This window comes from Mycobacterium sp. pUA109, assembly GCF_041287095.1.
Classification (GTDB): Bacteria; Actinomycetota; Actinomycetes; order Mycobacteriales; family Mycobacteriaceae; genus Mycobacterium.
In genome coordinates this window covers 30,526-51,573 of sequence record NZ_JBGGKS010000019.1, presented here as the reverse complement: position 1 = coordinate 51,573, position 21,048 = coordinate 30,526, and the positions used below count along the sequence as shown (strand labels likewise).

General features: G+C 64.2%; 17 protein-coding genes. 16 read left to right on the top strand and 1 reads right to left on the bottom strand.

Translation table 11 applies throughout. The annotated features are described in order from the left end of the window. Nucleotides 1–40 precede the first annotated feature (40 nt). From ACAG26_RS20495 to ACAG26_RS20435, 13 genes are all read left to right on the top strand, one after another. Nucleotides 41–1,252 (top strand): acyl-CoA dehydrogenase family protein, encoded by a 1,212-nt coding sequence (locus ACAG26_RS20495; protein WP_370484904.1) that lies wholly within the window; start codon nucleotides 41–43, stop codon nucleotides 1,250–1,252. 77 nt (nucleotides 1,253–1,329) lie between these two features. After that, nucleotides 1,330–1,770, top strand: coding sequence for an acyl-CoA thioesterase (locus ACAG26_RS20490; protein ID WP_370484903.1), 441 nt, complete (start codon nucleotides 1,330–1,332; stop codon nucleotides 1,768–1,770). 9 nt (nucleotides 1,771–1,779) lie between these two features. After that, nucleotides 1,780–3,069, top strand: coding sequence for an alpha/beta hydrolase (locus ACAG26_RS20485; RefSeq protein WP_370484902.1), 1,290 nt, complete (start codon nucleotides 1,780–1,782; stop codon nucleotides 3,067–3,069). Continuing rightward, on the top strand, nucleotides 3,069–4,766 hold the full coding sequence (locus tag ACAG26_RS20480; RefSeq protein WP_370484901.1) for an AMP-binding protein: 1,698 nt from the start codon (nucleotides 3,069–3,071) through the stop codon (nucleotides 4,764–4,766). Before ACAG26_RS20485 ends, ACAG26_RS20480 begins: the two co-directional genes overlap by 1 nt. Nucleotides 4,767–4,794: 28 nt before the next feature. Then, entirely contained in the window at nucleotides 4,795–5,349 is a 555-nt protein-coding gene (locus tag ACAG26_RS20475; protein WP_370484900.1) for a VOC family protein, read from the top strand. A gap of 63 nt (nucleotides 5,350–5,412) precedes the next feature. Next, nucleotides 5,413–5,964, top strand: coding sequence for a chromate resistance protein ChrB domain-containing protein (locus ACAG26_RS20470; protein ID WP_370484899.1), 552 nt, complete (start codon nucleotides 5,413–5,415; stop codon nucleotides 5,962–5,964). Between the two features lie 206 nt (nucleotides 5,965–6,170). Next, nucleotides 6,171–6,764, top strand: a complete 594-nt coding sequence (locus ACAG26_RS20465; protein ID WP_370484898.1) for a CoA pyrophosphatase — start codon at nucleotides 6,171–6,173, stop codon at nucleotides 6,762–6,764. Nucleotides 6,765–6,962: 198 nt separating this feature from the next. Continuing rightward, nucleotides 6,963–9,359 carry a LuxR C-terminal-related transcriptional regulator gene (locus ACAG26_RS20460; protein WP_370484897.1) on the top strand — a complete coding sequence of 799 codons (2,397 nt, stop codon included), beginning with the start codon at nucleotides 6,963–6,965 and terminating at the stop codon, nucleotides 9,357–9,359. A gap of 218 nt (nucleotides 9,360–9,577) precedes the next feature. Then, nucleotides 9,578–10,702 (top strand): phosphotransferase family protein, encoded by a 1,125-nt coding sequence (locus tag ACAG26_RS20455; protein WP_370484896.1) that lies wholly within the window; start codon nucleotides 9,578–9,580, stop codon nucleotides 10,700–10,702. Nucleotides 10,703–11,046: 344 nt separating this feature from the next. Next, nucleotides 11,047–12,534 carry a PEP-utilizing enzyme gene (locus tag ACAG26_RS20450; protein ID WP_370484958.1) on the top strand — a complete coding sequence of 496 codons (1,488 nt, stop codon included), beginning with the start codon at nucleotides 11,047–11,049 and terminating at the stop codon, nucleotides 12,532–12,534. 127 nt (nucleotides 12,535–12,661) lie between these two features. Continuing rightward, nucleotides 12,662–13,558 carry a hypothetical protein gene (locus ACAG26_RS20445; RefSeq protein WP_370484895.1) on the top strand — a complete coding sequence of 299 codons (897 nt, stop codon included), beginning with the start codon at nucleotides 12,662–12,664 and terminating at the stop codon, nucleotides 13,556–13,558. A gap of 30 nt (nucleotides 13,559–13,588) precedes the next feature. Further along, entirely contained in the window at nucleotides 13,589–14,200 is a 612-nt protein-coding gene (locus ACAG26_RS20440) for a hypothetical protein (protein ID WP_370484894.1), read from the top strand. Further along, entirely contained in the window at nucleotides 14,197–15,702 is a 1,506-nt protein-coding gene (locus tag ACAG26_RS20435; protein WP_370484893.1) for a pyruvate, phosphate dikinase, read from the top strand. The genes ACAG26_RS20440 and ACAG26_RS20435 overlap by 4 nt, the downstream gene beginning before the upstream one ends. Before the next feature lie 9 nt (nucleotides 15,703–15,711). On the opposite strand, the gene ACAG26_RS20430 is transcribed toward ACAG26_RS20435, so the two are convergent. Continuing rightward, on the bottom strand, nucleotides 15,712–16,761 hold the full coding sequence (locus tag ACAG26_RS20430) for a tyrosine protein kinase (protein WP_370484892.1): 1,050 nt from the start codon (nucleotides 16,759–16,761) through the stop codon (nucleotides 15,712–15,714). A gap of 186 nt (nucleotides 16,762–16,947) precedes the next feature. Here ACAG26_RS20430 and ACAG26_RS20425 point away from each other — a divergent pair, with 186 nt between their 5' ends. The 3 genes from ACAG26_RS20425 to ACAG26_RS20415 all read left to right on the top strand — a co-directional run bounded on the left by ACAG26_RS20425 (nucleotide 16,948) and on the right by ACAG26_RS20415 (nucleotide 21,048). Continuing rightward, nucleotides 16,948–18,015, top strand: coding sequence for a hypothetical protein (locus tag ACAG26_RS20425; protein ID WP_370484891.1), 1,068 nt, complete (start codon nucleotides 16,948–16,950; stop codon nucleotides 18,013–18,015). A 71-nt stretch (nucleotides 18,016–18,086) separates the two neighbouring features. Next, nucleotides 18,087–19,718, top strand: coding sequence for a PEP-utilizing enzyme (locus tag ACAG26_RS20420; RefSeq protein ID WP_370484890.1), 1,632 nt, complete (start codon nucleotides 18,087–18,089; stop codon nucleotides 19,716–19,718). A gap of 379 nt (nucleotides 19,719–20,097) precedes the next feature. Continuing rightward, the gene (locus tag ACAG26_RS20415) at nucleotides 20,098–21,048 is read left to right on the top strand and encodes a hypothetical protein (protein ID WP_370484889.1); all 951 of its coding nucleotides are present in this window, start codon (nucleotides 20,098–20,100) and stop codon (nucleotides 21,046–21,048) included.

The following is a 21,048-nucleotide window of genomic DNA, read 5'->3' as shown; positions in this document are numbered from 1 at the left end:
TACGGCGGGTCTTTTAGAGCGCTATGTGTTGGAGGGAAACGTGTCCGGAACAACCACGACCGCTGCACAGAGCCCACAGCAAGCGCTGGAATCTGAAACCAGCGCGAGACTGATCGCCAAGGCAAAAGAGCTGGCTCCGCTGCTGGCCAAGCATGCCGACGAAGCGTCTCAGCTGACGCGGCCGGCGGACGAAGTCATCGACGCACTGGAAGAGGCCGGGATGTTCGGCCTGACGGCGCCTCGGCTCCGCGGCGGATCGCAGGTACCACTGCATGTATTCATCCGTATCGGCGAGGAGCTCGCCAAAGGGTGCGCTTCCGCTTCCTGGGTGAACAGCATCTACAACGGCGGCGTCTTCATGATGTGCACCTTCCCGGACCGCGCGCTCGATGAAGTCTATGCGGACGGTCCACCGCGTGCCTGCTCGAATTTCACGCCCTCTGGCGGGGCGGTGCCCACCGACGGTGGCTACCTATTGTCGGCGACGTGGCGGTTTTGCAGTGGGCAGCACCACGCGAACTGGGGTCTGATGGCGTCATTCATCAACCGTGACGGGGAGGAACCCGAGCCCGCGATGTTCATCGTCAGGCGTGCTGATCTGACCGCCGCCGACGATTGGCACGTTTCGGGATTGCGGGGCTCGGGATCCAACGCGTTGACCGCTGATGACTTGTTTGTGCCCGAGCACATGGTCCAGCCCATTGCCATCTCGTCGATGGGTGGTTCAGAATCCGAGTCGTTGGGCTCCGACAGCTATTTCAACATGCCAAACATCCCGTTCTTTACCGCGGGTGCCACCGGCGCTCCGCTGGGGCTGGCGTCAGCGGCGGTGGAGATCTTTGCTTCTCGGATCCACAATCGCGGGATTACGTACACGCCGTACACCAAACAGTCCGACGCGGTGGTGACGCATCTGCAGATGGACGAGGCCGTTATGAAGCTCGACGAGGCCCGTTTCCATGCGCAGCGCGCTGCCGATACCGCACTGGAGGTGTCGGTCAACCTGGCTGATACTTCCAGTCGAGTCCGGATTCGCTCGGATGCGGCCTGGTGCTTTAAACGGTGTCACGAAGTGGTCGAGATCGCCCGACAGGCCGCTGGTGCGAGTGCGCTGCAGGTCTCGAACCCGTTGGGGCGCATCGTCAACGATATCGACGCGCTCACAGTGCATTCGTTCCTGGTGTTCAGTACCAACGCCGAGCTTCACGGCCGAGTGCGGTGCGGGCTTCCCCCGGACGTTCCGTTCTTCTGATTCAGCGACCCTCCCGGGTTCTGGCTGCGGCACCGATATGGAGAAAGGCCGAGGTGGCTGATTCTGGCCGAGGAGGCGTGCAGTTTGATGCATTGGTGCACACATCGTTTCGGGTCGCGATGGGGGACACGGACGCGGCACAAGTCATTTACTTCGGCGCGCCGATCCGGTGGTCGGAGCGTCTCGTCACCACGTGGTTGGCCGACGTCGGATGTGCAACATCACAGACGCTGAGGGACGGCTACGGTTTGCCCGCCGTGCACTGCGAACTGGATTACGCTTCTGCACTTCGGCTAGACGACCGAGTGCACGCCTCGCTGTGGATTGACCGGCGCAGCCAACGGTCCGTGACGTTTCGGTCTGAATTCACACGGGAGGGCGAGGCGCTGCCGGCCGTCGTGGTTCGAGTCACACAAGTACAGGCCGAGACCGGAGGTGAACAGCTGTGCGCCATACCTCTACTGCCGAAATTAGCTGCTGCTCTTGCGAAAGCGGAGCGAATGACGGATGGGAACTAGGCAAGGATTATGACTCACCTGACCGATGACGGATCACGGCCGCGGGCCGGGCGCCAGCCCTCGGGGCGCGGACGCGCGGCTCTGGCCATCGACTTCTGGCCGACCGTGCTGCCCGACACCGTGCAGATCACGTCACATACGTTGATCACGTTCGACGGTGAGATCACCAAGGGCACCCTCTACCGTGCCCATGCTGCGTCGGGGACAGTCTGCTGCCTGATGCATCCACGCCAGGATCTGCGCCAGCATCCGATCATCCCCGAGTTGTTGGAGCGGGGGTGCGCGGTGTGGGCGCAGGTCGGCCGCGACGTCGGCAATGACTTACGGCTGGTACACGAGAACACCCTGCTCGACGTGGCGGCGGGCATGGAGTTGCTGCGTCAACAGGGGTTCGACCGCGTTGTGTTGGTTGGCCATTCAGGCGGCGGCGGACTCTACTCCTACTACACCGAACAGGCACAGGCGCAACCGGGTTCGCGCATCGTCCGCACTCCGGGCGGCGCGCCGACCAAGCTACCTGACGCGCCGATGCCCGCTCCGGATGGCTTGGTGCTGATCGCCCCGCACCCGGGTCAGGGCAAGCTGCTTCAAGGCGCGATCGATCCATCGGTGACCGACGAACGCGATCCGTTCTCCGTCAACCCTGAGCTGGATCCGTTCGATCCCGCAAACGGCTTTGCGACGGCAGAGGACGGCGGTTCGCGTTACTCGGAAAGCTTCGTCACCAGCTACCGTGCCGCACAGGTGGAGCGGGTTGCGCGTATCGACGCGCTGGCCCGAGAGTTGATCGCCGAGCAGATGGCGGCGCGTACGAAAATCAAGGGCGGCAACGCCAGCCGTGATGACCGGCGTAGGAGTGTTTTGACCCCGATTATCACGACCTACCGCACTGACGCCGATCTGCGCTGTACGGATCTGCACCTGGATCCCTCCGAACGGCCATACGGTTCGGTGATCAGCGCCAAGCCGTCGGTGTCGAACTACGGAGTCAACGGGTTCGGGCGACTGGCCACCGCGGAGGCGTGGCTGTCGACTTGGTCGGGATTGTCGTCGAACGCGTCTCTTACGCGCTCGCTGGCCGGCGTCACGGTGCCAGTGTTGATCATTGAATTTACGGGCGACAGTTCGGTGTTCCCCAGCGATATCGCCGCCGCCGTCGATGCCGCGGCCTCCAACGATGTGTGCCACAGTAGTATCCGGGCTGATCATTTCGGCCGACCGTTAGCACCCGGAGACCAACCGGGTATGCAGCTGGCGGCGCGCGAAATCGCCCAATGGACCAAAGGGCGCCTAAACTGATGACCACATCTCACGTCAGCGACCTCGCTCCCGGCGTGGTGGGCTACCCGCCGGAGTTAGTGAACAGCTACCGCGCAGCCGGACTGTGGAATTCACAGACTATAGCCCAGGAATTACAGGCGTCGATCGACGGATTCGGCAGCAGTCTCGCGCTGGTCGATCCGAACATCCAACTGAGCTATGCCGAATTGGGCGAAATCACCAACCGGATCGCGGCGGGACTGCTCGGTCTTGGCCTCAAGCCCGGCGAGCGAGTGTTGTTTCAGGTAACCAACCATGCCTGGGCCGTGTTGGCGTGGTACGCGGTGTTGAAGGCGGGACTGGTGCCGGTCGCCACCCTGGCACAGCACCGCCAGCACGAAATCAGGGCGATAACGCAGCAGTGCACACCCGCAGCGCACCTGTTCGAACCGAGCTTCGCCGGCCACGATCTTCGTGCGCTAGCCACCGAGGTCGCCCACACGAATTCCAGTCTCCGGGTGAAATTGACCGTAGGAACCGGGCAAAGCCGCCGCGACGAGGTCTCCCTCGAGTCATTGGCCGACCCTAGTACCAGCAGCGACGATCCGCGCCGGCTCGTCGATGAGGTTCAGCAGACGCTGTCCCCGGACAGCGTTGCGGTGCTGCAACTGTCCGGCGGCACCACCAGCGTTCCCAAGCTGATTCCGCGACTTCACGCCGAGTATTGGTACAACTCGCGGGCGTGGGCCGAAGCGATGAACATCACTGAGAGTAGCGTCGCGCTTCATCTGCTTCCTCTGATCCATAATGCCGGAATCATTTGCGCACTCCACGCCGCACACTCGGTCGGCGGATGCTTTGCGACCTCACCGCCGGACAACGACAGTTTCCTGCGTATTGCCTCGCGAACGACCATCACCCACATGCTCATGACCCGGCCCATCGTCCGCGTCATCCAGGCCGATCCGCAACTCCGGATCGCGCTGAGCAGGCTACGGACCATCGCGTGGGCCGACCGCGCCGTACCGCCGTCAGTGGTCGAGGAATTCGAAACTGACACCTGCAAGGTGATTCAGATGTTCGGCATGGGGGAGGGGCTGTGCATGTTCTCGGACCGCAATGCGCCCATGGCGATTCGTCACGGCACCCAAGGCGCGCCGGTATCGGCGTACGACGAAGTTCGGGTACACAAACCGGATACAGAAGACCCACTGCCACCGGGGCGGCCCGGGGAACTGTGCGTACGCGGCCCGTACACTATCCGCGGTTACTACGCTGCTCCCGAGCGCAATGCTGTCGCCTTCACCTCCGACGGTCTATACCGGACCGGCGACATCGTCACCGAGATCCAGCATGGCGGCCGTTCCTACTATCGGCTGGAAGACCGCATCAAGGATTTGATTAACCGGGGCGGTGAGAAGATCAACGCTGAGGAGGTCGAGCAATTGCTACTGGACCATCCCGACATTGAACGCGCGGCAGTCGTGGCGATGCCTGACGATCGGCTCGGCGAAAGGGCGTGCGCGTTCCTGGTTCTTCGACCCAGCGTGGATAGCATCGACCTCGAAGCGGTCAAGGACCACTTGCACGCCCGTGGCGTCGCGAAGTTCAAATGGCCAGAGCGGCTTGAAATCCGCTCCGAACTGCCGCTGACCAACATCCACAAGGTCAACAAGGCGGTCCTGCGGGAACAGATCGCCGGCATCCTCAAGATCGAAGATTCGGCGACGACATAGCCAGGTCAAGGAGAAAGGAGGCGCTCCGATGAGCGCACCGCTGCATGATGCGGTTACATCGCGTCCGATTCACCACATCGGATATGTCGTTGACGATATCTCGGCGGCAGTGGGGCGATGGGTCACCATGTTCGGGGCCGGGCCCTTTTTCTGGATCGCCAAGCACATGTCATTTCCCGACGCACGATACGACGGTGAACCCTGCGTACTCGACCATTCCGCCGTCATCGGAAGGTGGAATAACAACTTCGTCGAATTGATGCAGCTGCATGAGGTTTCGCCGGCGGGTCTTCGGGACGTGTTCGTCGGCAGCGCCACCGACACCAACCACATCAACCACATCTGTTACGCGGTGGAAGATCCCGATGCCGAGGTCGCACGATTGGAAGCCCTCGGCGTGCAGCGTTTCTGGCACGCGACGCAGGGCCCGCTGGAGGTGTCCTATTGTGACGGTCGAGCCACGATGGGCCATGCCATCGAGATCCACAAACTGGGGGCACAATTTATGGCGCTATCCGACGCGGTCGCGTCGGCAGCCGAGAACTGGGACGGAAAGGATCCACTGCGTGAACTGCCGCACTGAAGGTCCAACGAGTCGCGAGGTCACCACACATTGCGGCGAGTCAACTGTGAGGACAGGCAAACCATGAAATGGGTTACGCGAGAAAACGTGCACCTCGATCGCGTTGCATCACCCTGGCTGATCAAACGCTTCATCGATCCGGACGCAGAGTTCGTGTTCATAGATCCCGACGCGGCTCCATGGCCCACCGACGCGATCCCGTTCGCGCTACCCGGTGCTGAACTGGGCATGCACGATAGCGACGGAACCACCTTCGACAAGATTTTGCGCAAATATCAGTTGGACACACCGGAACTGCTTGAGATGGCCGACGTCATCCGAGCAGCGGTACGCCACGTCCTCGGCGAAGACCAGCAAGGCTCTTCCGCCTGGGCGATCCACGACGGCATCACGTTGTCGATGATTTCTGAAGGGACTATGTTGCGTCGTAACGGCGATCACGTCATCCTTGACGCGTCTATGGAGCTCTATGATTCGCTGTTCGCCTTTTTTTGGGCGCGGAGCGTGGACCCGAGAGTCGGTAAAGAAACGTTCTGGGAACGGATGGAGTCGCTGCGGGCGCAGTGGCGCCGTGACCAACCACTGGCTCCCAGCACTTACGAGGCGGCGATGTAAACTTTGGCGAGCAGTTGATGGGCGGGCCGCCGGTGGCGTTCGAGAACGTCGCCGGCTATTTCGACTCGACCGAGGCTTAGCCGGCACCGAAATCCGGCTGGTGGCCGCTTATTTAGGCCCCACCATCACTTTCGGATTGAAGACAAGGCGACATGGTGGATATAGCCGGGGGAACCCCGCGCCGCGGGGATGGTGAGGGTTCATTGATGCTGCTGTCGGAGATCGCTGCGCGGCTGGACCGATTCGCCTACACGACCGCACAGGTACACGGTGCTCGTGCGGCGGCCGTCAGCATCGTGGTGGTTTACCAATGCGGCGAATACGGAGTCTGGCTGACCAAGCGCTCCCCCCATATGCGAGAGCATCCTGGGCAGTACGTGTTACCTGGCGGTCGGCTTGAACTTGGAGAAAGTCACGACGAGGCGGCCCTGCGCGAGTTGAGCGAGGAGCTCGGCGTCAACCTGAGCCGCGACCATGTGCTCGGCCGGCTCGACGATTACCGGACTCGATCAGGATATGTGATCACGCCGATCGTATGCTGGGCTGGCCGCGAACATGTCATCCGCCCGAATCCTGACGAAGTCTCCAGCGTGCATTTCGTTCCCTTCACCGACCTGCTCACGACCCCGCGATTCGTGTCGATTTCGCAGTCCGAACGGCCCGTCATCCAACTTCCGCTGCTTGGAGTTCTCATTCACGCTCCGACCGGGGCGGTGCTGTATCAGTTCGCCGAGGTTGTGCTACGGGACCGGCATACTCGTGTCGACGGTTTTGAGGAACCCACGATCTCTTGGCCCTAGCAAATCCCGAACCTGCGGATTTGATGTACGGGTGTACATGGAAATACGCCGGTGTTACACATCGAAGAGGCGCTCGTGGGTCTACGCCACCCTCCCCGGCAAAGTGCCAATCTGGGAATCGGGTGTCGGGCAGCGTGGTCGAGTCAGTGGTCTGATGAACGCAGCTATGCGCCGATGGCAGGGGCTGGTGGATCGCTCATGCGAATCTACGCCATGATGGAGGGTGCCATGGGCAGGGTCACACTTGGAGTCGGCGCCGACCCCTCCGCCGGACTCCCGCTAGAGACGACCAGTTTTGTTGGCCGGCGACGCGACCGGGGCAAGATCCGGCAACTCCTCGGTGATGCTCGACTGGTGACGCTCACCGGCTTCGGCGGGGTCGGTAAAACCCGTCTGGCATTGCGTGTCGCGTCCGGCTTACGCCGTGTGTTCGCCGACGGTGTCCACGTCGTTTCCTTAGCTGCTGTGGGTGACCCTGCGCTGACCGCGCAGACCGTTGTGACCGTTCTCGGTCTGCAGGGCCGTACGCAGCGCGCTGCCGTCGACTCTCTCGCCGACTACCTTCGCGAGCGGGAGGTGCTTCTGGTCCTCGACAACTGTGAGAACGTTGTCGACGCCGTAGCGCCACTCGCCGACATATTGCTGTCTCGATGTGCGCGGCTGCGCATCCTGGCTACCAGTCGTGAGCCGCTGCGCATCACCGGCGAGACTATTTATGCCGTCTCGCCCCTGAGCGTCCCGCCGCGAGAGATCAGTGGGCCACCATCGGGACTACACGCGTTTGAGGCGGTTGGGCTGTTCATCGATCGAGCCAGGGCCGTTCACCCCGACTTCGACCTGTCCGACGTCAACAGTGCGGCGGTGGCAAAAATTTGCTCGAAGCTTGAGGGTATCCCGCTAGCCATCGAGCTGGCCGCGGTGCGCCTACGTACCATGTCGCCGGCAGAGTTGGCCGACAACCTCACTGGCCGTTGGGCCATCTTGACCCGGGGAAGCCGAACCGCACCCGATCGGCAGCGCACCATGGCAGCGTGCATCGAGTGGAGCTACGAGCTGTGTTCCGAGGCGGAACGTGATGTCTGGGCCGCGGTCTCCGCGTTTTCCGGTGGGTTCGACTTCGACGCTGCCGATTGGGTGTGCGCCGGTGTGAGTCTGGATGAGCCGCTCGCCGACGTTTTAGCTGCGTTGGTTGATAAATCGGTTCTGGTCGCGCAGAGGTACGACATGTACACCAGGTTCCGGCTGCTGCCGCCGATCCGCTATCGCGGGTTGCGCCGACTCGAGGAAACCGGCCAGCTGGGTAAGTTGCGCCGCCGCCACCGGGATTGGTATGCGCGCTTGGCGCACATGGCGCGTGAGGACTGGATCAGCCCGCGTCAGGTCGACTGGATCCACAAGCTGCGGAGAGAGACCAGCAATTTGCAGACGGCTCTGGGCTATTGCTTCGATGAGCCCGGCGAAGCCGAGACCGGCCTGCGGATGGGCGTCGACCTGCACGAGTTCGGCCTTGCCGAGGGTCTGTTCTACCCGGGTTTGATGTGGTTCCACCGGTTACTGCCGTTGGTGCCGGAGTCGACACCACTGCGCGCGCTCGCGCTGCGCACCGCTGGTTGGTGGTCAGCCGCCAGCGGTGACCTGGCCGGCTCACTACGCTTGCTGGTTGAGGGCCAGCGGGTCGCCGACGAGGTCGGAGTTGCAGTTGAGAGTCTGTTCACCCAGACCGCGGGCTTTGTAGCCCTCTTCTCCGGTGACTTCGTGCGCGCCATCGAGCTGTTCGACGAGGCGCTTGACGGGTTCCGCAACGAGGAGAACACCCTCGAAGTGGTGCAAACGCTCTACCTGCTGCAGCTCGCCCACGGCTTCGTCGGTGACTTCGACCGCGCGCTCACGTGTCACGAACAGTGTTTGCAAATCACCGAACCCGTCGGCGAGAGTTGGGCGCGGGGATACTCGACCTGGATTGCCGGCTTCACCCACTGGTGCCGCGGCGACGTCCCTACGGCAATGACGCTGTATCAGCGTGCCCTCGGCATCAGCCATCGTATCGACGATCCGGTGGGCATCGGCCTGTGTTTTGAGGGACTCGCGTGGATCGCTGCCGCCTCGGAGCCCGAGCGTGCCGCTGAACTGTTGGGTGCGGCCGATGGCGTGTGGGCCCGCATCCAGACATCTACCTCGGCGCTGCGCGGATTGTTCGTCCACCATGAGGATGCGGTTGCCGCCATCTCCGCGTCCCTCGGTGAAGCAGCGCGCGACGATGCGTGGGCGCGCGGACGGTCGCGCAGCCTGCATGATGCGATTCAATACGCCAGCAATGAGAAGCCTGTACGGGAGGACTTGGCCGCGGCCGGGCGCGCCCGTGGCGGTGACCCGCAGGATATCTTGACTACACGCGAGAAGCAGGTCGCCGCACTCGTGGCGCAGAGTATGAGCAACAAGGACATCGCGGACACCCTGGTGATATCCAAACGTACCGCTGAGACGCATGTCGAGAACATTCTGACGAAGCTGGGCTTCACCTCACGTAACCAGATCATGGTGTGGATGGCCGACCAGGTCGGCTCCACTACCGCGAGGGTCCGTCGAACACCGTGAGGGCGCCGGAGTTGAGGCCGGCGACGCGGTAGCTGCTGTGATCGAGCCATGGGTGGTCCGGTAGACGTAAAAATTGAAATGTGATTAAAATTGTCTAGCCGATGGTTGGCAACTCGGCTCCATCGGCCGACCCGTCGAGGGACGGTCGACCGCACCCGGTTCCGAGCCTGACCCGATGCCGCGACGCGACTGCGGCGAAACAGCCCGAGGAGCAACGCATGGCCCTGAAGAACACCTTCGACCTGGCAGAGGTCCGGCGGCGACTCTCGGACTGGCTGCCGGGCGTCCTCAGCGTTGACGGTCCCGTCGACGTCACCGACCTGGTCATCCCCGAAGCGAGCGGGATGTCGAGTCAGACGGTGCTGTTCGAGGCTGTCGTCGATGATGGCGACGCGCGCGCGAAGCGCGGGTTCGTTGTTCGGGTTCCGCCGGAGGGGGAGGGAGTCTTTCCGGACTACGACATGGCCCGCGAAGCTCGGGTCATGTCGGTTCTCGCCACTGCAACCGACGTTCCTGTCCCGAACGTCGTCGCACATGAGACAACGGGTGACGTGCTGGGTACGGAGTTCCTGCTGGTGGATCGGGTACACGGTGAGGTACCGGCCGACGATCCGCCGTTCACCACCGCCGGGTTCGTGGTCGAGCTGTCCGACGAGCAGCGCGCGACGATGTGGGACGCCGGACTGCGCGCGATTGCCGGTATCCAGTCCATCGACCCGCTCGATCACGGGCTGGGGTTCTTGCGCCACACCGACCTCGGCGGCGATACGGTCCTCGACGAGGAACTCACGTACTGGCGTCGCTTCTACCAGTGGGCGGCCGGTGACCAGCGGAGCCCGACGATCGATGCGGCGTTTGAAAAGCTGGAGGCGACGAAGCCCACCGATGACGGTCCGCTCGTGGTGTCGTGGGGTGACGGCCGCTTCGGGAACCTGATGTTCGGCCCGGATCAGCAGGTCACCGGCGTCTTCGACTGGGAGATGGCAACACTCGGTCGGCGCGAGGTCGACCTGGGTTATTGGCTGTTCTTCGACAAGGTCTACTCATCGGGGCTGGGTATCCCGAGGCTGACCGGGTTCCCGGGGCGCGATGCAACGGTCGCGCGGTTCGAGGAGCTCACCGGTCACACCGTCCGCGACCTGGAATGGTTCGAGGCGTGGGCCGCACTGCGCGGCGCCTGCCTGATCGTGCGGGTCGGGAACCTCATGATCAGCCACGGGTTCCTGCCCGAGGGCCACGCGATGCCCTGGAACAACCCGGCGGCCCAGGTCCTCGCGCAGCTGTTGGATCTCCCGCAGCCCAGCGGCGAAGCGGGATGGATCACCGGCAACCGCGACCGCTAGCCAACCTGGCGCTCCGTATCTACGTAGCGGTCTGCGTATCCGACCCGATCCGTGGCTGTGGTGCAGGACGCATACTGACCGCATACAAGCGGTGCCGGACACGCGCCATCGCACGGCCTGTTGTGCAGGCGATACCTGCCCCGAAATGGTTGCTGGCGACTAAACCGATCATGACCCAGGAGAACCGGATGCCACTCTCCGAGACCGACGTGTCAGCGCAGACTGCCGTTGGAGAGCCGCCCAACGCCCTGCACTCGGTGTCACCGAACGAGGCATCGTGGAGTTCCATCAATCTCGCCGAGGCGGTCCCGGGGGTCATGACCCCGCTCTGCGCGAGCGCCTGGATTCCGGCCAGCGAGATCGGTCTGCGTATGCCTTTTTATGCGATGGGGGTGCTCCCGAGGCGCCGCCGGCATATCCCGGCGGACCCGGCTGAGCGAATCACGAACGTCTTCTATGGGCGGATGGCCGTGCGGGTGGACTTCCTGTGCGAAATCGGCGACCTTATTCCCGGCCAGTCAGGTGAAGCGCTCTCCCGCGACTTCTTCGGCTTTGTCCCACCGACGTTTGTCAGCCGACCGTCGATGCGGCGGCTCCCGTTCATTGTGCTGCGGTATCCGCGCATGCTGGCTCGGGCAGCGAAGAACATGGAGCGACTGCGCGCCGAAACCGATGTCTGGTGGACCTCCGCGATCGCGACCACCCCCGCAGTGTCGGTGGCCGAGGCGCAGGATCGGATCAACGCGGGGGTGGAACGCTTCGCCGAAGCGCTCGCGCAGCAATCCCTGATGGCCGCCGGCGTCATCCAACCGGTTTTCGAGCAGTTGACCGCGCTGGCGTCGGCAGCCGGAGTCGACACCTCGGTGTTGCTGCGCGGCCATCGCGAACATGAGGAGAGCGTGGTCCTACAGGATCTGTGGGACGTCTCTCGTAACCGGCTGTCGCTGGAAGAATTCTTGGCGCGCCACGGTTATCACGGCCCCGGCGAGGGCGAGCTGTCGGCGAGATCCTGGCGTGAGGACCCCACCCCCGTGGTCCGGCTGGTCGAGCAGTACCGGGCGATGGGTGACGACCGGGCGCCGGGCATGGGCCACGCCGCGGATGCGGCGGCCCGCGAGGAAGCAGAGGCGTGCCTGCTCGGTTCGGTGGGAGCGATCGGACGGGTCAAGGCACGCCTGATACTGCGGCTCGCCCGCCGTTTCGTACCGTTGCGCGGTGTTGGCAAGGTCGCTTACCTGCAGGGTGTCGATGTCGTCCGCGCCGCCGCCCGTCATATCGGTGCGGAATTGGTGGCGCAAGGTCGTCTCGACGAGGCGGACGACACGTTCTACCTCACCCGTGAGGAAATAACCGGCGACCTTCACGACGACCTGCGGGCGCGGGTCGCCGAGCGGCGTGGTTTACGTGCGCGTTACCAGTCCCTCGATGTCCCCTCATCATGGACTGGGCAACCAATCGCGACCAGGCGCAAGGAGGTCTCCGCGGCCGACGCGTCAACGCTCTCCGGTGTCGGTGCCTCGCCCGGCGTTGTCGTCGGCAAGGCCCGCGTCGTGTTCGATCCCAGCGACGTGGACGCGCAGGACGGCGAAATCCTGGTGGCGCACACGACCGATCCCAGCTGGGTTTCTTTGATGTTTCTCTCCCAGGCGCTGGTCGTTGACATCGGGGGCATGATGAGCCATGCCGCGGTCGTGGCGAGGGAACTGGGAATTCCGTGCGTGATGAATGTGGCTAACGGTACCCAAGTGCTGGCCACGGGCGACGTTGTCCGAGTGGACGGAGCGGCGGGAATAGTCGAGATCGTCGAACGCGCCGAAGGAGTGGAGCGCTGAACCCGTGGAGGGCCCACACCTACGTATCGAATTACGTATTCGATCGGAACCGGGGAGCCCGCCCACCCGCCCATGATGGAGTCGATACGCCGCTTGGGCGATGCTGAGAAAACTGGAAGGACCGTCGATGTCTGTGACCGCAGCTACCGATAACACCTGGGGCCCGCTGTCTGAACCGATTCACCCCGACGCCGCCGGTGCCGGTGACCCGGTTTGGAAGGACAACGCCTACCTCGCGTTCTGGGACGTCGATGCACAGGTATTCGGCACGTTGCACGTCTCGACGTCACCCAACGCGCCGAGCGCGCGCCGCGCGCGGTTCAGCATCTCCGTTGCCGGCCGTGTCGTGGAGGTCGTCGAGTCACTCGGCAACGGTTCGTTCGACAGCAACAGCATCCACTTCGGTCTGGACGGCCAGGCTCGTATCGACAACCCGAGCGTGCGCGCCGAGCTTGTCAACGCCCCGCTGTTTGTCCCCGCTGACTATGCCACCACCGACCTGATCCCGCCGCTGGTGCCCGGTAAGCCGCTGCAACACTTTCAGCAGGCGTGCACCGTCGTCGGCAGCGTAACCATCGGTGACGCGACGGTGGCGATCAACGGATACGGTATGCGTGACCGCACCTGGGGTTTCCGTGATGAGTCTGCACAGTGGGTCGAATACGCCGGGCTCATCGTTGCCGACGACACGTCGTTCATCACCGCCATTAAGTTCGTCGGTACTGACGGCGCCCTCGCGATAGATGGTTTCGCCATCGACGGTGAGCATTCGGCCTCTATCACCGGTGCGACTTTCGCGCGTAACGCTGCCGCACAGTACCTGCGGGCCCGGCTGGAGCTCTCCGACGGCACCACACGAACGGTGTCGTTGCAAGACCGCCAGGCAGGATTCTGGGTGCCCATGGGCCCGGCCGAAACCGAAGGCCCGGCGTTTGGGACCTATGACGACTTCATGACGCTGGAGAGCGATGGCCGCACCGTCGGTGGCCTCTTCGAGCAGGGCATCATCCACCGGGCTGCCTAGCCACGCCCCCGAACACAAGGGTTCATCACGATGAACGATCTTCAGGTTCTCCAGGCGGCGCGGCTCAAGGGGCGCGCTACCGACGCCGATCTCACCGCCGCAGCGGGGATCTCCGACAGCGATGGGGCGACGTTGCTGCAGTCGCTGATCGACGCGGGCGAACTGGACCGTGCGGGTTCACGTCTCAAGCTCACCGCCGTCGGTCGCGCCCGACTCGAGACGCTGCTGGCCAGTGAGCGCGCCGAGCTCGACCCTGAGGTGCTCCAGGAGCATTACCAGGAATTCGACGTGATCAACGCGGAATTCAAGCAGTTGGTCACCGACTGGCAGCTCATCGACGGTGTGCGCCCCAACGACCACAGCGACGCCGACTATGACGCGGACATCGTTAAACGGCTCGTCGACCTGCATGAACGCTTCGCGCCACTATTGGGCCGGCTTGTGCAGCTGGTGCCTCGGCTCAGCCCATACCCAGCCCGGTTCGGCTCGGCGCTGGAGAAGTTGGCGGCCGGAGAACGCAAGTGGTTCGCGCTGCCGCTCATCGACAGCTACCACACGGTCTGGTTCGAACTGCATGAGGAGCTGATCGGTCTTGCGGGCCTAACCCGTGCCGACGAAGCCGCGGCCGGGCGGGCCGAATGACATCCGAGGCGCTCGATCCCGCACCGCTCCTCACCCTGGACGGCAGCACCCCGGCGGGCCGGGAGCTGCTCGGCGGCAAGGCCTGGAGTATCCATCGGATGATGGCCCTGGGAATCCCGGTACCGCCGGCCTTTGTCATCACGACCGAGGTCTGCAGGCGCTATTACGCCGCGGACGAGACGCTGCCGGAAGATGTCTGGCAGCGCGTGCCGGACGCGATCGCAGAACTGGAGAGTGCAACGGGGCGACGGTTCGGTGGATCGGCCAGGCCCCTGCTGGTGTCGGTTCGCTCGGGTGCCGCTACGAGCATGCCCGGAATGATGGACACTATCTTGAACCTCGGTGTGACCGACGATGTCGAACGGGCCATCGCCGAGGAGAGCGGTGACGCTGCATACGCAGCCGATACCCGTCGCCGCTTCCTCGAACAGTTCGAGAAGGTCGTCGGATGTCCGGCGCCGTCCGATCCCTGGGAGCAGCTGCGACTCGCTGTGGTCGCCGTACTCGGGTCGTGGAACTCCAAGCGTGCCAACAGTTATCGTGCGAGCCGCGGGCTCTCGCACGCTGGTGGTACCGCGGTGACGGTGCAGGCAATGGTGTTCGGAAACCTCGATGATCGTTCAGGTACCGGCGTGTTGTTCTCCCGCGACCCGCTCAGCGGATCGGCGGCGGTTTACGGTGAGTGGCTGCCTCGTGGTCAGGGTGAGGATGTCGTCTCGGGGCGTGCCGACGCACTGCCACTGGATCGTCTGGCCGCGACGATGCCGGCGGTCCACGCCGAGCTGATGGAAGTTACCACACGCCTCGAGTCAGACAGCAGAGATGTGCAGGACATCGAATTCACCGTCGAGAGCGGCACTTTGTGGCTGTTGCAGGCGCGGGTCGCCAAACGGTCGCCCCAGGCTGCCGTTCGGCATGCCGTGCTACTGCAGCGCGAGGGCATCATCACAACCGCCGAGGCGCTCGACCGTGTGAACCCCGATCACGTCCGCGCTCTGCTTGCACCGCATCTCGACCCGACCGCCGTTCGTAGCGCCACGCCGATCGCCGCCGGCAAACCGGCCTGCCCGGGCGTTGCCACCGGAGTTGTGGTGACCAATGCTGATGAGGCTGAGGAACGCGCCGACGGGGGCGAGGCGGTCATCCTGGCGCGTCCCACCACTGATCCCGACGATGTCGCGGCGATGTCGGTCGTCGCGGCCGTGCTGACCGAGTTGGGCGGCTCGACGTCGCATGCCGCCGTCGTCTGTCGTGAGATGGCGGTGCCCTGTGTGGTCGGCTGTGGCACCGGGAACCTCATGGCGCTCGCCGGTCGGACCGTCACCGTCGATGCGACCGCCGGAACGATCTTCCCGGGGGAGGTGCGGGTCCTGGCAGCCACCGTAGCGGACGACCCCGATCTTGCGTTGCTCACCGCATGGGCACGTGAAGAGCAGGGGCCCGCCGCCCAAGGTTCGCTTCCTGAGCTGCTGCAGCGCCGCAAAGAGGCAGCGCGCCGATGAGGCGGTGCGTCAGCGAGTCTCGGCGCCCCGGCTGCATTTGAGGCGCTGGTAGTTGTCCCACCAGACCTCCTGATAGGTGCAATGTGTCACGCGACCGTGCTCGTCCTCCCAGCGGAAGACGCTGTCGGCAAACCCGATGTTCGGCCAGGAGTGCATTGGGGACACGGCCAGTGCGCGGCCCTCGAAATGTGAACGGGCACCCGAGGCATCGACGATCTCAAGCTGCTGCCGGCTGGCAGTCCCGAGGACCGGGTGGCGTTCAATGACCCGGCGGCGGACCTCGGTGATCTCCACGAGCCTGCCATCGCGCACCATCCACTTGTAGTAGGAAACCGAGGGACCGTCCGGGAGGTCGTAGGCATCCTTCCAGAATGGGTCGGTGTCGGCGGCCTCGAAGCTGGTGACGTTGAACGACAGGTCCTCTCCAAAATAGGCGGGGGTCCAGCCGATCGCTGGGTTCGGTTGTCCGCCGCCCGGGTTCTCTGTTCGGATCTGATTCCACGATCGGTCACGGACCGGGTAGCAGTCGACAGTAAACGTCTCGTCGTGCAGCCGTAACTGGCCGGTGCAGTGCAAGAACTGTTCGGTGCCGCCATGCTGATCGGCTGTCTCGCCGTGGTGGAACTGCTCGTCGGGGAGGATGAAGCCGCGCCAGACGAGCGGCGTCACGGCCCGCTGCGCTAAGTCCAGGGAGACCGACTGATCCGGGCTGGTGTATCGGATGTGGATGAGCTCGCCGGGGATCGTAAAGTCGAATTCGAGGCCGTTGTCGAAGACGATCCGGGTGTCGTCGACTTGCGGCCAGGGCATCGTCGCGCGGTAATCGTGGTGTTCGGCGTCGAGTAGCTGATGGTTATGGGTGCCGCGGAACATCACCACCCCGCCCTGTGAGAGGGGGAATGCCGGCTGGTATCGCGCGTAGATGTACCCACCGATTTCGGCCTCGGGGATCACGAATCCGAAGTAGTGGGTGTGCACGGTGTAGGGATGAAGTTGTTTGCCCGGTGGCGGAAGAGGCAGGATCAGATCGGTCTCGCCCGGGGCGGTGACCAGAGCCATCGATTGCTCCTCTCGTCGGGGCAGTCAACGATGAGGTTCGCCGGACGCGCAAGTATGTGCTTTCCATTGTGTACCTGCACATCTGGAGACGCCGACAAACCGCATCTTCCAGTAATCTAACATAGGTTATATTCTTGTCGGCATGAGACTGCGCGGAACTCTGCAGGCGTTACTCGGGTTCGACGCATGACGGCGGGCGCCGGGTCCGTGTGGCGGGTCCGAACGGGCGACAACCCGTTCGACGTCGACCCGGCCTTGGACCTGTTGTGCGCGGTCCCCGAGGGTATCCCCGGCTGGAGTGAGACGATGTTTTTCCACGTCTGGTCGCCAGCGGGGCACGTCGGCATCTTCGTTCACATAGGACGGTGGCCCGGCGATCTCGACCTCTGGTGGGCGCAGGTGATTGCGCTGTTGCCCAACGGCGTATTACTCGTGGACCGGTCGTGGGGTCGGGCGGGCGATGAGCGTGGACCGGCGACCGGGAATCTTCGCGTCGCATGTCTGGAACCGCTGCGGCGCTGGCGGCTCACCTTCGACGGTGCCGGACAGGTGACCGATCTGGGTTCGATGGCGGCGGCGCCGGTGGGCGCGGGGACGGCGCGGGATTTCGGCTTCGAGGTCGAACTCGAGGCGGCAGCCCCGGTTTGGGATCTACACGCAGCGCTCGGCATTGACGGTCTGAACTGGGCGTCGGCACATCACACGCAGGGTTTCCGGGCCACCGGATGGCTAAAGTCGCAAGGGCGGCGGTGGGCCCTGGACGGTGGTGTGGCGCTTCGAGACCACTCCAGTGGGCCGCGCGACATCGGCGGCCTCGGCGGCCTGCATTTCTTTCTGGTGGTATTTCCCGGCTCCGGCCGGGTGGTCAACGGTTTGGTCAACTGGCGGCTGGACGGTCGGGTCGACCATCGCACCTACGCGTTTCAGGAGGCGGGACGGTGCGAGACCGGCGGGGAAGTACGGGTAACGGGGCTGGAGAGCTACGTCAGCCATGAGCCGCGGCAGCTTCAGATCACACTCGGCCGAGCCGACGGATCGGTGCACACGATGGATGCCGAGTGGTTGCACGGCTATACACTCACCTTGCTCGAGCCCAACGAAAACATCAACGGCGTCGATATTTCCGTTCAGCAGGACCCGCTGATCATCACTCAGGGTACGGTCCGGGTGGCGGCCTCAGACGGTGAGGTCGGCTACGGCGTCATCGAGCGGGACTACCGCCCCTCGATGCTGCCCTCGCCGGAAGAACGTTGAGATGACCGGGGTGGCGACGACCGTATCCCCAGGTGTGTACCACCGAATGAGAAGAGATGGGGTAGCGGCACATGCTTGACGACCTCGAGATGAGTCCGGCTGCACGCGAGAAAAACCCGATCCACGCGGGCACGTGCGATCCGTCGGTGGGATGGTCAACCACGAATGCCAGCGAGGCGCTGCCCGGGGTGGTAACCCCGCTGACCTGGTCGATTTTCGGCGATGGCGTCGAGCGGTCCATGCGCGGTGCCTTCGCCGACATGGGGGTCCTGCGAGAGTCCGAATGTGTGCCGCCTGCACGTACCGAGCAGCGGTTGTGGGATCTGTGGTACGGCCGTGCGGCGGGGAACCTAAACACGTTTCGGTTCGTCGGCGACCGTACCCCGGGTACCAGTGGTGACGCGGTTGAGGAACAGATCTTCGGCCGAGTGCGGCCGGGCGTGACATCGAAGAAGGTCTATTCGCGCTATCCGATCGTGGCGGTCAAGATGCCCTACAGCGCATTGCGCTGTCAGGCACGGCTCCGCGAGGCCACCGCCACCATCTACCCGTGGTGGCAGCGCTCGGTCGGCGGTGGCCGACCGACCGACCTTGCCCAGGCCCAAGCCTTGTTGCGTGAGGCGGTCCAGAACTTCGAGCGGGTCATGCGGCCGCACACCCTGGCAGCGATGCTATGCCAAGCGCTCTATGACCAGGTCCGTGCCGCCGCGGAGCGGGCGCACCGCCGCGGGCTGGAGATTTCCCTGGTTACCGGATATGGCGATATGGCGGAAACTGTCGTGGTGGGCGATCTCTGGGCGGTATCACGAAACCGCCTGTCGGTCGAGGAATTCGTAACGCGACACGGGTTTCACGGCCCCAACGAGGGCGAGCTCTCCGCGCGCGTGTGGCGGCTTGACCAGGCGCCGCTGGAACGTCTCGTGGCCGCCTACCGCGAGATGCCCGACGAACGCGATCCACACCGCGTCGTCGCCGAGCGTGGCGACGAGCGCCGTCGGGCCGAGGCCGAGCTGATGCGTGCCTTGCCGTCGTGGCAACGTCCCCCGACACGGGTCCTGTTGGACATCGCAGCCAACCTCATCCCGCTGCGCGGGATCGGTAAAGCGTCGTTTCTGCAGTGCCTCGATGTTGCGCGCGTCGCCGCGCGCGTCTGCGGCGAGGCGCTGACGCGGTCTGGTGCCTTTGCCGTTCCCGAGGACGCATTCTGGCTCACGGTCGATGAACTCACCGGGGCGCCGGCACCGGACGTGGACGCCCTGATCGCAACTCGGCGTGCAGTGACCGACGAATACCGCAGGGTGGGCGTACCCGAGGTGTGGCAGGGCACACCCCGGCCGTTCGTCCTGGACGCAACGGCAGATCGGATCAACGGCGAGATCAGCGGTGCGGCAGTGTCTCCCGGAGTCGTGGAAGGCACTGCGCGACTCATCCTCGACCCCGAGGCCGACGAGGAGCTCAAGCCGGGTGAGATCTTGGTGTGTCGGACCACCGACCCAAGTTGGGCGTCGCTGATGATGGTGGCCTCGGCGCTGGTGATCGACATCGGCGGAGCGATCTCGCACGGTGCGATTGTCGCCCGCGAGCTCGGAATCCCCTGCGTGATCGGTACGCGCACCGGTACCCGGATTCTGCGCACGGGGGACCGAATCCGCGTCGACGGCGAGCGTGGTGTGGTGGAAATCCTCGCGCCAGCCGCACCCTGAAGGGTGTTGGGGTTTCCCGAAATGTGGATACGGCTGGCATCGGCTGCAATCAGCTCCGCGTTCCCTGGCCGGGTTTGCCGGTAGCGGCATTCGCGCTTGAATATCGACTTAGCTCCCCAGCGAATCATTTCCGTCACGTTCGCGGCGCGCCTTCCACCGAATGTGAGAACGCCTGTTAAGTGTTCGTTCGTCACACCCTTCGGACGGCGAGGGAAGTGCGATTGGAAGCGGCGTCGCGGTTTTCGGTGCGGAAGATCCGACACAACGGTGGTCGTGTATAGTCATTGGAAGTATACTAGTAGACATGCGAGTCGAAGGCCTGCCTCGACGGGGGGCTCAGGTGTCCGGCAACGAGGAAGACCGATTACGGAGTTGACCAATGCCCAGGAAGTCCGAGCGTGCGCTCGAAGCGCCCCACGACCCGCCAGCCGACGTGCCGCTGTGGAGTGAGAACTTCGCCTGGTTGTGCCACGACGCGGAAGCGGGAGCGGGAATTCTGCTGCACCTTGGGCGGATGCCGCACCGTCAGTCTCTGTGGCGCAGCACCGTTATCGCGTACCTTCCGGATGGGCAGCTCGTGGTGTCGAAAGCGGTCACGCCCTGCCCGGGCGGTGCGTTGGGTACCGGCAACCTCACCCTGACCTGTCGCGAGCCGATGCGCGAGTGGGCACTGCGGTTTGTCGGGGTTGGCCGGCCGACCAGCCGGACAGCGCTAGGACAGGGGCGGCTGGTGGACGCCGAAGTTGTGCCGCTCGAGATCGACCTGTCGTTTACTGGGCTGACGCCGGTGTGGGACCTCGGCGCGATGGGGAGTCTCGGTGATACCCATTACGAACAACACGGGCGGTTCACCGGCACCATCACGGCCGCAGACCGTCGGCACGGTATCGACGCCAGCGGTTATCGCGACCACAGCACCGGCACGAGGGACCTCGCCGGGCTCGGCGGTCACGTCTGGACACACGCACTGTTCCCGAGCGGCCGGGCGTTTTGCGCATTCCGCGCGTTCGCCCCGGACGGCACGGTGGTGGTCAATGACGGCATCCTCATCGAGGGCGACCAGCTCACACCGGTCAGCCCTGTCGACGTCCCTGTTCTCACCGATCCGCTCGGCGGGCCGGATTCGGGCGCGATCACCCTGGAAGGGCACAATCCGATCACCGCGACCGTGCTGCACAGCGTGCCGATCAGCCTCGGTGAGCCGAACGACTTCTACCTCGGGTACGACGCCGACCTCGGGCGCAAGGTCATGGTCGATTGCCCCGCGCGATTCGAGTGGAACGGCGAGATGGCCTTCGGTTGGCTAGAACGTAGCGCGATCCTGCCGTGA

Excerpts from the sequence above, each read along its gene's own strand:
- ACAG26_RS20485 (WP_370484902.1), top strand. The coding sequence starts at position 1,780 with ATGACTCACCTGACCGATGACGGATCACGGCCGCGGGCCGGGCGCCAG.
- ACAG26_RS20480 (WP_370484901.1), top strand. The coding sequence starts at position 3,069 with ATGACCACATCTCACGTCAGCGACCTCGCTCCCGGCGTGGTGGGCTAC.
- ACAG26_RS20475 (WP_370484900.1), top strand. The coding sequence starts at position 4,795 with ATGAGCGCACCGCTGCATGATGCGGTTACATCGCGTCCGATTCACCAC.
- ACAG26_RS20470 (WP_370484899.1), top strand. The coding sequence starts at position 5,413 with ATGAAATGGGTTACGCGAGAAAACGTGCACCTCGATCGCGTTGCATCA.
- ACAG26_RS20465 (WP_370484898.1), top strand. The coding sequence starts at position 6,171 with ATGCTGCTGTCGGAGATCGCTGCGCGGCTGGACCGATTCGCCTACACG.
- ACAG26_RS20460 (WP_370484897.1), top strand. The coding sequence starts at position 6,963 with ATGCGAATCTACGCCATGATGGAGGGTGCCATGGGCAGGGTCACACTT.
- ACAG26_RS20455 (WP_370484896.1), top strand. The coding sequence starts at position 9,578 with ATGGCCCTGAAGAACACCTTCGACCTGGCAGAGGTCCGGCGGCGACTC.
- ACAG26_RS20445 (WP_370484895.1), top strand. The coding sequence starts at position 12,662 with ATGTCTGTGACCGCAGCTACCGATAACACCTGGGGCCCGCTGTCTGAA.
- ACAG26_RS20440 (WP_370484894.1), top strand. The coding sequence starts at position 13,589 with ATGAACGATCTTCAGGTTCTCCAGGCGGCGCGGCTCAAGGGGCGCGCT.
- ACAG26_RS20435 (WP_370484893.1), top strand. The coding sequence starts at position 14,197 with ATGACATCCGAGGCGCTCGATCCCGCACCGCTCCTCACCCTGGACGGC.
- ACAG26_RS20430 (WP_370484892.1), bottom strand. The coding sequence starts at position 16,761 with ATGGCTCTGGTCACCGCCCCGGGCGAGACCGATCTGATCCTGCCTCTT.
- ACAG26_RS20425 (WP_370484891.1), top strand. The coding sequence starts at position 16,948 with ATGACGGCGGGCGCCGGGTCCGTGTGGCGGGTCCGAACGGGCGACAAC.
- ACAG26_RS20420 (WP_370484890.1), top strand. The coding sequence starts at position 18,087 with ATGCTTGACGACCTCGAGATGAGTCCGGCTGCACGCGAGAAAAACCCG.
- ACAG26_RS20415 (WP_370484889.1), top strand. The coding sequence starts at position 20,098 with ATGCCCAGGAAGTCCGAGCGTGCGCTCGAAGCGCCCCACGACCCGCCA.